The sequence below is a fragment of the Streptomyces sp. SID10853 genome, assembly GCF_010548145.1.
Classification (GTDB): domain Bacteria; phylum Actinomycetota; class Actinomycetes; order Streptomycetales; family Streptomycetaceae; genus Streptomyces.
This window is the reverse complement of record NZ_JAAGLN010000211.1, coordinates 1-12,416: the sequence shown is the minus strand read 5'-3', so window position 1 is coordinate 12,416 and position 12,416 is coordinate 1. Positions and strand designations below refer to the sequence as shown.

Annotated in this window: 10 protein-coding genes and 1 pseudogene; 5 read left to right on the top strand and 6 right to left on the bottom strand. The window is 72.1% G+C overall.

Features of this window, described 5'->3' with window-relative positions; all coding sequences use genetic code 11:
* Together G3I19_RS28670 and G3I19_RS28665 are read left to right on the top strand one after the other, a co-directional pair.
* A pseudogene (locus tag G3I19_RS28670) lies at positions 1–597 on the top strand (hypothetical protein); the annotation flags it as partial.
* A complete protein-coding gene (locus G3I19_RS28665) occupies positions 594–1,529 on the top strand; it encodes a class I SAM-dependent methyltransferase (RefSeq protein WP_164266626.1) in 936 nt (311 codons plus the stop codon). The pseudogene G3I19_RS28670 and the gene G3I19_RS28665, both read left to right, overlap by 4 nt.
* Before the next feature lie 44 nt (positions 1,530–1,573).
* Here G3I19_RS28665 and G3I19_RS28660 read toward each other — a convergent pair whose 3' ends face one another.
* The 6 genes from G3I19_RS28660 to G3I19_RS28635 all read right to left on the bottom strand — a co-directional run bounded on the left by G3I19_RS28660 (position 1,574) and on the right by G3I19_RS28635 (position 6,831).
* Positions 1,574–2,044 carry a winged helix-turn-helix domain-containing protein gene (locus G3I19_RS28660; RefSeq protein ID WP_343235241.1) on the bottom strand — a complete coding sequence of 157 codons (471 nt, stop codon included), beginning with the start codon at positions 2,042–2,044 and terminating at the stop codon, positions 1,574–1,576.
* 560 nt (positions 2,045–2,604) lie between these two features.
* Positions 2,605–3,639, bottom strand: a complete 1,035-nt coding sequence (locus tag G3I19_RS28655) for a serine hydrolase domain-containing protein (protein ID WP_239074896.1) — start codon at positions 3,637–3,639, stop codon at positions 2,605–2,607.
* A gap of 214 nt (positions 3,640–3,853) precedes the next feature.
* Positions 3,854–4,909, bottom strand: coding sequence for a hypothetical protein (locus G3I19_RS28650; protein ID WP_239074895.1), 1,056 nt, complete (start codon positions 4,907–4,909; stop codon positions 3,854–3,856).
* Positions 4,906–5,901: a hypothetical protein gene (locus G3I19_RS28645; protein ID WP_164266623.1), complete on the bottom strand. Its 996-nt coding sequence runs from the start codon at positions 5,899–5,901 to the stop codon at positions 4,906–4,908. Before G3I19_RS28645 ends, G3I19_RS28650 begins: the two co-directional genes overlap by 4 nt.
* Before the next feature lie 44 nt (positions 5,902–5,945).
* Positions 5,946–6,632 carry a hypothetical protein gene (locus G3I19_RS28640; RefSeq protein ID WP_164266622.1) on the bottom strand — a complete coding sequence of 229 codons (687 nt, stop codon included), beginning with the start codon at positions 6,630–6,632 and terminating at the stop codon, positions 5,946–5,948.
* 10 nt (positions 6,633–6,642) lie between these two features.
* Positions 6,643–6,831, bottom strand: coding sequence for a hypothetical protein (locus G3I19_RS28635; RefSeq protein WP_164266621.1), 189 nt, complete (start codon positions 6,829–6,831; stop codon positions 6,643–6,645).
* A gap of 178 nt (positions 6,832–7,009) precedes the next feature.
* On the opposite strand from G3I19_RS28635, the gene G3I19_RS28630 reads away from it, so the two are divergent.
* The 3 genes from G3I19_RS28630 to G3I19_RS28620 all read left to right on the top strand — a co-directional run bounded on the left by G3I19_RS28630 (position 7,010) and on the right by G3I19_RS28620 (position 12,089).
* Positions 7,010–8,593, top strand: a complete 1,584-nt coding sequence (locus tag G3I19_RS28630) for an FMN-binding glutamate synthase family protein (protein WP_164266620.1) — start codon at positions 7,010–7,012, stop codon at positions 8,591–8,593.
* A gap of 63 nt (positions 8,594–8,656) precedes the next feature.
* Complete coding sequence (locus G3I19_RS28625; protein WP_164266619.1) at positions 8,657–10,393, top strand: thiamine pyrophosphate-dependent enzyme; 1,737 nt, start codon at positions 8,657–8,659, stop codon at positions 10,391–10,393.
* A 193-nt stretch (positions 10,394–10,586) separates the two neighbouring features.
* The gene (locus G3I19_RS28620) at positions 10,587–12,089 is read left to right on the top strand and encodes a glycoside hydrolase family 3 protein (protein WP_164266618.1); all 1,503 of its coding nucleotides are present in this window, start codon (positions 10,587–10,589) and stop codon (positions 12,087–12,089) included.
* The last annotated feature ends 327 nt before the right edge of the window (positions 12,090–12,416 follow it).

Genomic DNA, 12,416 nt, shown 5'->3' with positions numbered 1-12,416 from the left:
GGCCGGGCCCCGGGCAACGCCGCGGTGACCCCGGACCCGCACGGCAGGACGGGCTGCCTGTCCCGCCCGAAGCTGGCCGCGGCGGTGGCCCGTCTGACGGCGACGGGCGCACGGTCGGTCCAGGTCACCGGCGACACCGTACGGGCCAGGCTCCCCCGGGGCTCCACGGGAACGGCGGTATTCGCGATGCCCCGCATCTCCGGCTGGCAGTGCCACCCGGGCAGCGCCGCCGACCGCCCGGCCCGCTCCTATCTGGGCCTGGTGGCGGTGCCGCTCACCGACGGCGCGACAACAGTGAGCTGCGCCTTCCACCCACCGGGGCTGCGGCTCGGGTCGGCGGCAGGGGGCCTGGCCCTCGCGGTACTGGTGGGGGCGGCGGTCGTACGGCGGTTGCGGGGCAGGGGGCGTGACGTCACCCGTGACCGTCCCGCGCACGGCTCATTCACGGGGCGGACCGGTGGATCTCACCGCGAGGACACCGGCGGCAGGCAGGCTTCACGGCAACCGGCGCGGCCCGCCGAGCACACCGGCGGGGTATCCCGTTCCCGGCGCACACATACCGGCGGGTTCAGCGATCTCCGAACGGATCCCTCATGACCAGCAGCACACCCGGGGCAACGCCTCCGGACGGCACCGAGCAGCTTCCGGCACCGGCCGGGCTCGATGATGTGAAGGGGTGGTTCTTCGCGGCGGACCAGTTGCTCTTCGACTGGTTCCTGACCCGGCAGAAGGATCTCGCCGAGGCCGGCGATCTGCTGGAGGTGGGCGCGTATCTGGGCAAGAGCGCGATCTTCACCGGTTCCTATCTGCGGCCCGGTGAGCGCTTCACCGTCTGCGATCTGTTCGACGGCCCCGCCGACGACTCCGCGAACGGCGCCGAGATGGCCAAGTCGTACTCGACGCTCACCCGGCGGGCATTCGAGGCCAACTACCTGTCCTTCCATGCTGAGTTGCCGACCGTTCTGCAGGGCCTGTCCTCGATGGTGCCCGGCCGGGTCGCCGAGGACAGCTGCCGCTTCGTCCATGTCGACGCCTCGCATCTGTACGAGCATGTCCACGCGGACATCGCGACGGCCCGCGCGGTCCTGAAGCCGTACGGTGTCGTCGTCCTGGACGACTTCCGTGCCGAGCACTGCCCCGGCGTCGCCGCAGCGGCCTGGCAGGCCGTGACCAGCGGGGGGCTGCATGTCCTCTGCATCACCGGCACCAAGCTCTACGGGACCTGGGGCGACCCGGCCGCGCTGCGCGCCGGACTGGCGGCGTGGCTCAGGACCCGTACGGATCTCTGGCACGGCGAGGAGTCCGTCGCGGGCGAACCGCTCATCCGTATCAGCGGCAAGAAGGCCCAGCTTCCGCCGCAGCCCGTGTCCCGCCATCCCGCTCCGCCGCGGGCCGCGCCGTCCCGTACGCCAGGGACGGCCGCCGCACCCCGCAGTCACCCGCCGCTGCACCGGTTCGCGGCGAACGTCCTGCCGCCTTTCCTCACGAAGGCCGCCGTGTCCGCGAGGCGGCGCGGGCAGGGAAGGTAATCCGGGGGCGGCAGCCGGCCGCTGCCCGTGCAATTGCGTTCCTCTCAGCCGGCGAGCGCGGGAACGTACTTGTAGCCCACCCCTACGACGGTCGCGATGACCTTTCGGTACTGCGGGCCGAGCCGTCGGCGCAGCCGGGCGACATGCACATCCACCGTGCGCTCACTGCCTGTTGAACCGGGCCAGAGCGCCGCGATCAGTTGCGGGCGCGCATGGACGTACAGCGGCCGGGAAACGAAGTAGGCCAGCAGGTCGAACTCCAGTTTAGGCAGTTCGAGTTGGCGGCCGGCGACATGAACGGTGCGGGCGTCGAGATCGACTTGGACCGGGTCGGCGGGCGGGCCGGACGGTGCCGCCGCGGCGGCCATTGCGGCGATGCGCTCAGGAATGGCGCCCTGTTCCGGAGAGGGCGCGAACACGAGGTGGACCTCCGATGACGTCTGGCGCACCGAGACGGGGACATAGCCCTGGGCCGCGAGCATCCACCGCCCGCGGGAAATCGGTTCGACGGTCACCGCCGGTCCGGCCGGCGGGCGACCCGACACAGTGTGCCAACCGGTCCTGGCGGGACCGTGTGCTGTGAAAGAGCCTGTGGACATTGGCTACTCATTCCCATCGGGGCGTGCAGAGCAGACGTTCACGGAATACGACCGCGTCGACAGCGGGCCCGGCAAACACTACACGTGAGGACTTAAGTTCGGAAAGTAACCTCCGCATGGTGGAGGTTTACGGGGCTCGGGTCCCGAAATGCGGTGCGAGGTATCCGAGGGGCACCCGCCTGTGTATCCAGTGAAATAAGCCCGTGATCCCTTCCTGATCCCTTCCGATCCCTCGCGATCCCCCGTGATCCGTACTGCCGGGGCTTTCCCGGTAAAAGGCGGGCGGCCCCGGGGGCCGAGCGCCCGGTATCGGACAATCCCCCGCTGCGGCGCAATGATCCGGATCTTGTGGGGATGTGCGCCAACCAGCCTGTATTCCAGGGCAGTTGACCAACTCCTTTATGGGCTCGTTTTCAGCCGTCCTTTACCGCGTCAGTACGCTCGGACAAACAGAACCCTCGGCACAGGTGCGGCCGTCAGCCCGGCTCCTCGCTGAGCAGGGCGTAGGCGGTCGCGACGAAGGTGTCGCGGAGGCGGATACGGCGGGTGGTCACGGCCGCCACCGCCGTGCCGGTGGCCGGGCGGAAGCCGATGAAAGCCTGCTGTCCTGTGGTGGCACCGGCGTGGAAGTACAACGGGCCCTGTGGCGAGGGGTGCTGGAACCAGGTGAGGGTGTGGGTGTGGCGGTGGCCGGCTCCGCGCCGGAGCAGCGGGCGGCGGACCGTGTGGAGTGCGGACTCCAGCGGGGTGCCGGCGGGGTGCAGGTGTGCTTCCAGGTAGGTCAGGAGGTCGCCGGGGGTCGCGCGTACGGCGCCCGCGGGCTGGAAGCCGCCCATGACCAGGCCCGGTACGGGCGTCAGGCCGTTCGGACGGTGCCCCGTGGCGTCGGTGCCGGGCCCGGCCGCACCCGGTGCGCGGGGCCCCGGCGCGTCCGGGGCCTCCGGGTGCAGGCGGATGCCGGTCAGGGCCAGTGGGGCCAGGACATGGCGGGCGATCAGCTCCTCCCACGGGGTGGCCGTGGCGGCCGCGAGGGTGTGGCCCAGCACCGAGGCGCCGAAGTTGGAGTAGTGCCAGCGGGTGCCGGGGCGGTGGCGCGGCCGGTGACGGAGGTAGGCGGCCACGACGCGTTCGGCCGGGTAGCCCCCGTACGGGTCGGTCGACCAGCGCCTGAGCGCCTGCGGGTAGAAGTCGGCCGGCAGGGCGGGCAGCCCTGCGGTGTGCGTGATCAGGTGCCGCAGGGTCGCCGGGTTCCTGGGGGCGGAGTCCGGCGCCGGGCCGGGTGACAGATGGTGGGCGGCCACATCGTCGTAGGAGAGGCGGCCGGTGCCCACGAGCTGCGCGAGGAGGAGACCGGTGAACGTCTTCGACGCCGAGCCGATCTCGTACCGCTGCTGGTCGAGCGGGACGGCGGGCGGCGGTGCGCTGCCCCCGCAGTGGACCGTGCGGCGGCCCCGGTGGCTGACCGCGATGACGATGCCGGGGGCGTCGACCGCATCGGCCGCATCGGCCAGGCGGGCCGCCGTTCCGGTCCGGGGGCGGGGCCGGGTGCGAGGCCGCTTGCGCGTCGGGGTCGGGGTCGTCCTGGCCTCTGCTCCGGCTCCGGCTCCGGCTCCGGCTCCGGCTCCGGCTCCGGCTCCGGCTCCGGCCACAGTCTCCTCCCCCGCCTCCGGCCCGGCGCCCGTCTCCGGCTGCGGTCCCGTGTCCGGGCCCGTCATTCCGGGCCCGTCATGAGGCAGCCGGTGCGGCCAGATCCGCCATGGCGCGGGAGACCGCCAGCGCGGAGGCGAACGCGGCCACCAGGGTCGGGTGGTAGACGAGATCGAAGACGTATCCCTCGTCGCCCTCGGGCATCCCGCCCAGGACCGGCATCGCGCCGTCGGGCTGCTGGGCGGCGGCGAAGCCGCGCCAGGCCGCCGGGTCCAGCGTCGGCTGCGGCAGGCACGCGTCCACCACGAGCAGCTCGCCGAGCAGGTCCCACCGGCCGAGGTCCAGCCAGTCGTCCAGCCAGACCGGCAGCCAGGTGGCCAGATAGCCGGCGGTCTCCGGGGGCAGCCCTGCCGGGTTCTCGCCCCAGTCGGTCAGATGGAAGACCGTGTGCGTGATGTCGTAGCCGATGTGGCCCTCCACCGTCCACGGCTCCGGGCGGTGCGCGAGCCAGGTGCGGGCGGCCGCCTCGTCCTCGGGCATGCCCGGCCGCAGGCCGAAACGGCGTTCCATCGCGGAGAGCCCCAGGCGGCGGACCGGCAGCACTTCCAGGGCCCGCCCGCTGACGAGCCGGTGGTTGAGCCGGGCCGCCGCCTCGACCTGCGGGCTGCTGTAGCCCAGCTCCTTGAACGGTACGTAGACCTCGAAGGGCACCGGCGACAGCGGTTCATGGGACTGGCCCTCGGCGAGCCTGGCCCCGGAGCCCAGCAGTTCGTGCCAGGCGTGGTCCAGCAGCTTGTGCGCGGTCGCGGCCTGCTGCGAGCCGGCGACGCCCTCACGGAAGATGACCTTCCCGATGAGGGCCAGCTCGCCGAGCGGTTTGAAGCGGTCCAGCATGCCGGTCTCGGGGGCCGGGTCGTCCTCCAGCCGGAAGCCGTCCCGGTGGCGGTACAGCCACTCCAGGGCGCGTGATCCCACGTCGTGGATCTGCCGGATGCCCGTGCCGGGACCGGTGCTGCTGCCGGTGCTGCCACCCGTGCCCGTGCCGGTGCCGGTGCTGCCACCTGTGCCGGTGCTGCTGCCGTCGGGGCCGTCCTCGGCATCGCCGCTGTTCCGCGTCCGCGGGGTGTCGTTCATACGGAGCCTCCTGGGTCGGAGTCCGGGTCCGCCGGGCTGTGCCGGGCCAGGGTCAGGGCAGCCGCGAAGGCCGTGACCAGCGTCGAGTGGTAGCAGTTCAGGAACTCACGCGGCGCCTCACGCTCTCCTGCCCCGCCCCGCGGCGCCCCGCCGTCCCGTGCACCCGGCCCATCCGGTGCAGCCGCCTCACCCCGTACGAGCGGCGGCCCCGTCTCCGGGACGGCGCCCGTGCCGTCCTGTACGGCGGCGAGCACCGGCCAGCAGGTCTCCACCAGGGCCGCCGGCGGCGGCCCTGGCAGACAGGCGGCGACGGCGAGCAGTTCGCCGCCCAGGTCCCACCGGCCGTTCTCGAAGCACCCGTCGATCCAGGCCGGAAGCCAGGTGCTGAGATATCCGGCGATGTCGTCCGGCATACGGTGCGGTGCGTTGCCCCAGTCGGTGACGTGGAACACCACATGCGTCAGGGCGTAGCCGGAGGCGCGCTCGAAGGTCCACGGCTCGGGCAGCCCGCCGAGCCAGGTGCGGCGCAGGACCTGCTCCGCCTCCGCGTGCGGGGGCACGCCGATCCGGCGCTCGGAGTTGAGCAGCCCCAGCTCGCGGTTGGCGTGCTGTTCGGTGAGCGCCCAGCCCCGGGTGGTGGCGACGACGGAGGCGAGCCGCTCGAAGCCCTCGTGGCGCAGTCCGTCGCCCGCGAAGGCCGCGTAGATCTCGAAGGGGTAGGTGGCGAACGGCTCATTGCGCGCCAGGTCGACGAGCAGCTCCCCCTCGCGCACCTGCTGCCAGGCGAACCGTACGAGCGAGGCGGCGATGGTGTGGTGCGGGTCGCCGGGGCGGGTGCGGCGGCTGACCGTGGTGCACAGCTGCGCCAGCTCACCGAGGGGCTTCATGGTGCGGTTGACGTCGGTGTGGGGCTCCAGGACGTCGTCGGGGAGCACGAATCCGGCGCGGTTGTCCCGCACCCAGTCCAGGGCGGCGCCCGCGACTCCGTGCACAAGTCCGTTGCCCGGGGCTCGCGTTCGTGCTTCGGGGGCGGCCGTCACCGCGCCTGTCCCGCCCTGATCAGCCCCGCGGCGCGCAGGTGCAGGGCCACCCGGGGGTCCTGGCCGCCCATGAGCTGGACGAAGTCCAGGCCGGCCGCCAGGCCGAGGGTGTCGGGCACTCCGTCGAGTGTGGCCAGCCAGCGGCCGGCCCCGGCAGCCTGGAGCCAGTCGCGGCGCCGTACGGCACGGACGAATCCGCGGGCCACATCGACCGGCCTGCGGGCCGCGACCCGGTTGACCGCCGACGCGGAGCTGGGGCGGGCGAGCGGGGCGAGTACGGAGAGCTGGTGGGTGAACGCCTGCCAGGGCGCCTGTTCCAGCCACGCCGCCGCGGGTTCCACCGGCGCCTCGCCGGTGGCGGGGGCGCCGAGGGCCAACTCCATCGCCCAGTGGCTCCAGGCGGTCGACGCCGGCGCTCCCGCGCGCGGCGGGAAGTCGATCACGGCACGCTGGAGCGCCGCCACGTCGCCGGGGTGCGGGTCACGTCCGTACAGCAGGCTCGGCAGCAGGAGGTCGGCCCCGATCACCCTGACCGCGGCGATCCCGGTGCTGTCGTCCTCGCCGATGCCGGCGGCGCCGCACACCGTGGAGAGGTGGTCTTCGCTCTGCAGAGCGAAGACCACCTCGGACGCCAGGTCACGCACAGCTCCCGCGATGCGGGAGGACGCACTTGACTGGTCCATGTGCGACCGCTTACGCCTTCTTCGGGCGCGGGGTGGGCGGCGAGAGCAGCAACGCGCCCGATCCGCCGATCAGTGCGAGGCTTGCGCACTCCCGCGAGTCGCGGAAGACGCCTTCGGCCTCGCCCGGGTTGAGAGCGGCCTCGACATCCTCGTCCAGGTCCGTCGCCAGGCGGTCGGTCACCGGTTCAGTGGAGTTCATGACGCTTCCCATCCTTATGGGGGGATTCGTTCCTTGCGATTCCAGTCAAACCCACGACCGGGGCCCACGCAAAGGGAGCCAGGAATCCCGGTCCTCAAGGCTTCAATTGAACGGTGAACAGCGCGGAGCTCCTGCTCTTCACAGGTGTGGAAGAACCGAACCGGGCAAGCTGTCCCAAGTGAAACGAATCGGTTGTGTCGGTCTGACGGTCCTGGCAGCTCTCGCCGCATGGGGAGCCGCCGGGTGGATCTCGTGGTGGTGGCTGTTCGCCGCCGTGCCGCTCGCCCTGCTCGGGCTGCTCGGCGTGTGGGACCTGACCCAGCGCACCCACACGGTGCTGCGCAACTACCCGGTCATCGGGCACGCCCGCTACCTCCTGGAGCGCGTGCGCCCCGAGTTGCAGCAGTACTTCGTGGAACGGAACTACGACGGGCGGCCGTTCGACCGCGACACCCGCAGCATCGTCTACGAACGCGCGAAGGGCACCGCGGCCGAGGAGCCCTTCGGTACCGAGCGCGACGTCTACGAGACGGGCTACGAGTCCCTGGTGCCGTCGATGGCGCCCTGCCCGGTGCCGCAGACCACGCCCCGGGTGCGGATCGGCGGGCCCGACTGCACCCGCCCGTACGACATGGCGCTGCTGAACGTGTCGGCGATGAGCTTCGGCTCCCTGTCGGCCAACGCGGTCCTGGCGCTCAACGGCGGTGCGGCGGCAGGCGGTTTCGCCCATGACACGGGCGAGGGCGGCTTGTCCGAATACCATCTGCGGCCGGGTGGCCACCTCGTCTGGGAGATCGGCACCGGATACTTCGGCTGCCGCACCCACGAGGGCGGGTTCGACCCGGCGCAGTTCACCGACACCGCGGCGCACGACCAGGTGAAGTGCGTGTCGCTCAAGCTGTCGCAGGGCGCCAAGCCGGGGATCGGCGGGGTGCTGCCCGGCGCCAAGGTGAACGCGGAGATCGCCCGGGCCCGTGGCGTGCCGCAGGGTGAGACCGTCATCTCGCCCCCGTACCACCGGGAGTTCTCCACCCCGCGCGAGCTGGTGCGCTTCATCGTGCGGATGCGGGAGCTGTCCGGCGGCAAGCCCACCGGGTTCAAGCTCTGCCCCGGGTCCCGGCGCCAGTTCCTCGCGGTGTGCAAGGCCATGCTGGAGGAGGGCACCGCACCGGACTTCATCATCGTGGACGGCGCCGAGGGCGGCACAGGCGCGGCCCCGCTGGAGTACGCCGACCAGCTCGGCACCCCGCTCACCGACGGCCTGCTCGACGTGCACAACGCCCTCGTCGGCACCGGGCTGCGCGACCGCGTCAGGATCGGCGCGAGCGGCAAGATCGCCACCGGCGCCGATCTGGTCAAGCGGCTGCTGCAGGGCGCGGACTACGGCAACGCGGCGCGCGCGATGATGTTCGCCGTCGGCTGCATCCAGGCCCAGCGCTGCCACACCAACACCTGCCCCACCGGTGTCACCACCCAGGACCCACGGCGCGCCCGCGCGCTGCACGTCGGGGACAAGACGCTCCGGGTCCAGCGGCTCCAGCAGGCCACCGTGGCGAGCGCCCAGCAGATCATGGCGAGCATGGGCGTGGCGGACCCGGCGGATCTGCGCCCGCACATGCTGCGGCGCCGCATCGACCCGTTCACCGTGCGCTCGTACGAGGAGATGTACGAGTGGCTGGCCCCCGGGCAGCTGCTCGCGGAGGCGCCCGAGTCCTGGGCCGCCGACTGGCGGGCCGCCGACCCCGACCGCTTCACCGTCTGAACGTTCCGGGCTCGTCTCCGAGCCCGTTTCCCGTACCCAAGTCCGTTCGAACCGGAGGCTTCTGTGAGCCGTACTGTTGCCCGTGTCATCGTGGACGCCCTGAGCGAACTCGACGTCCGCCAGGTGTTCGGCGTCGTCGGGGACGCGCTCAATCCCGTCACCGAGGCCATCCGTACCACCGAGGGCGTCGAGTGGGTGGGCTGCCGCCACGAGGAGGCCGCCGCCTTCGCCGCGAGCGCCCAGTCCCAGCTCTCCGGGCGCCTCGGTGTCTGCATGGGCACCGTCGGCCCCGGCTCCGTCCATCTGCTCAACGGGCTGTACGACGCGGCCAAGAGCCGCACACCGGTCCTGGTGATCGCGGGCCAGGTGGCGCTGGCCGACATCGGCAGCGACGCCTTCCAGGAGGTCGACAACGACGCCCTCTTCAACGATGTGGCGGTCTTCCGGGCGACCGTCTCCTCGCCCGACCAGCTGCCGCAGCTGCTGGAGACGGCCGTACGGAACGCCTTCGGGCACCAGGGTGTCGCCGTGCTCACCGTGCCCGCCGACATCGGGGACCGGAAACTGGGCGCCGACCGCAAGGCGCGCTTCCCCATCGGCCGGGCGGTGACCCGGCCCGAGGAGCAGGCCACCCGTGCGGCGGCGGAGCTGCTCGACCGGGCCGGGCGCGTCAGCCTGCTCGTCGGCCGGGGTGCCCGCGCGTCCCGTACGGACGTGCTGGCCCTGGCGGACCGGCTCGCCGCGCCGATGGTGCTCACGCTCAAGGCGAAGGAGGGCTTCGAGGACGCGGACAACCCGTACCAGGTCGGGCAGACCGGGCTGATCGGCAATCCCGCCGCCGCCTCGGCCCTGCACGACGCCGACACCCTGCTGCTGCTCGGCACCGACTTCCCGTACCGGGAGTGGTATCCGGAGGGAAAGACCGTGATCCAGGTGGACACCGAGCCCACGCACATAGGACGGCGCGTTCCCGTCGAGGCCGGCCTGGTCGGGGATGTGGGCGCCACCGTGCGGGACCTGCTCAAGCATCTCGGCGCCGGGAGCGGCCGCGACCGCGGCCATCTGGACCACGCCCGCAAGCAGTTCGAGTCCTGGCGCGAGGGGCAGGCCGCGCTCGCCGACCCGGAGCACGACAAGAAGGCGGCCGGGCAGGCCCGTTCGGCCCTGGACAATCCGGAGCACGGGATCAGGCCCGAGGCGCTGGCGGCCGCGGTGGACCGGCTCGCCGCGGACGACGCGGTCTTCACCTCCGACACCGGGATGGCCACCGTGTGGCTCTCACGCTTCGTCGAGATGCGCGGGGCGCGGCGGCTGCTCGGCTCGTACAACCTGGGCTCCATGGCCAACGCCATGCCCCACGCGCTCGGCGCCCAGTGCCTGGACCGGGAGCGGCAGGTGGTCGCGTTCTGCGGTGACGGCGGGCTGAGCATGCTGCTGGGCGATCTGATGACGCTCAGGACACATGAACTCCCGGTAAAACTTGTGGTGTTCGACAACCGCCGGCTCGGCATGGTCAAACTGGAGCAGGAACAGGCGGGCCTGCCGGAGTTCGGCACGGTGCTCGACAACCCGGACTTCGCCGCTGTCGCCACCGCGATGGGCATCACCGGGATCCGGGTGACCGACCCGGCCGGCCTGGAGGACGCCGTCCAGCGCGCCCTGAACACACCGGGCCCCGTCCTGCTGGACGTGCTGACGAACCCGGACGAGATCGCCGTACCGGCCAAGCCGACCGTCGAACAGGGCTGGGGCTTCGCGGTCGCCAAGGTGAAGGAGATCATCCGGGGGCACGGCGAGTAACCGGATCCCCGGCCGGACCTACGGGCAGCGGGGTGACCACTCTTGACGGAGAGTCATTTCGGGCGAACAGGGGCGAGCCCCAACCATCACGGCACTTGACGTGACGCTTGGTCCAGGCCAATATCCAATTGGTCTGGACCAAGCACGTGGTGGCTCGGTCCCCTATCGGCACGCCAGGAAGGCCCGGCTGACCTTGCCCAGCACACCAAGCAGTGAACTGACGCACCTCGCCTACAAGATCCTCCAGCCTGGCTTCAAGGGCACCGAGGCACCGGACTGGCTGCTCCGCCGGATCGGTGAGGGACTGTCCAGTGTGGTTCTCTTCTCCCGCAACATCGCCAACCCGGGTCAGCTGATCCGGCTCACCCGGCAACTGCGCGCCGAGAACCCCGACCTCATCATCGCCATCGACGAAGAGGCCGGCGACGTCACCAGGATCGAGTCGCTGACCGGCAGCACCCGCCCGGGGAATCTGGCGCTGGGCGCGATCGACGACACGGACCTGACCGAAGCGGTCGGCCGGGACATCGGCCACGAGCTGCGCTCGGCCGGCATCAGCCTGACCTACGCACCCAGCGCGGACGTCAACTCGAACCCCAACAACCCGGTCATCGGCGTCAGGTCCTTCGGCTCGACCCCGGACCTGGTGGCCCGGCACACCGGTGCCTGGATCCGCGGTCTGCAGTCCGCCGGAGTGGCGGCCTGCGCCAAGCACTTCCCCGGGCACGGCGACACCGCCGTGGACTCCCACCTCGGGCTGCCCCGTTACAACGCGACCGCCGACGACATCAGGGAGCAGGCCCTGCCGCCGTTCCGTGCGGCCATGGAGAGCGGTGTACGGGCCGTGATGAGCGGCCATCTGCTCGTCCCGGCCTACGACGCCGACCTCCCCGCCACCCTGAGCCCGCGCCTCCTCGTCGACCTGCTGCGCAAGGAGATGGGCTTCGACGGGCTGGTCATCACGGACGCCATCGAGATGGGGGCCGTCAGCGGTCTCTACGGCATCGACGGCGCCACCGTACGGGCCGTGGCCGGCGGCGCGGACGCGGTGTGCGTCGGCGGCGAGAGCGCCGACCCCGAGGTGGTCGGCCTGCTGAGCGCGGCTCTGGTGTCCGCCGTACGGGGCGGTGAGCTGCCCGAGGAGCGGCTCAGGGACGCCGTCGCCCGGGTCGAGGCGTTCTCCGCCTGGTCGAACGGCATCTTCCATGCCACACCGCCCCACCGGATCAAGTCGGACATCGGCTTCGTGGCCGCCCGGCGCGCGCTGCGTCTGACCGTGACGGACGGCGGGGCCCTCCCGCTCGACGCGGCCCCGCACGTCGTGGAGCTCATCCCGACGATGAACCTCGCCATCGCCAAGGAGACACCCTGGGGTGTCGCCACCCCGCTGCGCGAGCGGCTGGCCGGTACGACATCGGTGGGGATCCACGAGGAGGACGTGGCGGCCGGGCCTGCCGTGCTCGACCAGTACGGACTGAAGCCCGCCGCGGGACGGCCGCTGGTCGTCGTGGTCCGGGACGCCTACCGGCACACCTGGATGACGGACTCCCTCAAGCACCTGCTGGGCGCCCGGCCCGACTCCGTCGTGATCGAGATGGGCCTGCCGACCTCCGGCACGCAGGGGGCGGTGCACATCGCGACCTACGGAGCCACCACCGCATCGGGGGTGGCCGCCGCCGAGGCACTGGCCGGCTGACCCCACCAGCGACCTCTCACCAGCACACCCACCACCGCTCGCGCCCCGCCACCACCTCTCACCCGCACCCGCACACCGGCCACCTGCACCTCCGTACACGCACACCACCACGTACACGCACACGTACACACACCACCACGCACCCACACGCCCGCACACCCCGGCACCCACACGCACCCCCTGGCTGCCGCCCCCGCCGTGCGGTGCGGGCCCAGAGAACGTACGCGGCAGCACGCCGCCGCATCCGCCGTCGCGCGGGTGAACTCCCCGCCCCCGCACCGCCGCCGTCCCGCCGGACCCCGTCCGCCGACGGCACCCTCCCCGCGG

Coding starts and splice junctions, on each gene's coding strand:
- G3I19_RS28665 (WP_164266626.1), top strand. CDS start 594: ATGACCAGCAGCACACCCGGGGCAACGCCTCCGGACGGCACCGAGCAG.
- G3I19_RS28650 (WP_239074895.1), bottom strand. CDS start 4,909: ATGAACGACACCCCGCGGACGCGGAACAGCGGCGATGCCGAGGACGGC.
- G3I19_RS28640 (WP_164266622.1), bottom strand. CDS start 6,632: ATGGACCAGTCAAGTGCGTCCTCCCGCATCGCGGGAGCTGTGCGTGAC.
- G3I19_RS28635 (WP_164266621.1), bottom strand. CDS start 6,831: ATGAACTCCACTGAACCGGTGACCGACCGCCTGGCGACGGACCTGGAC.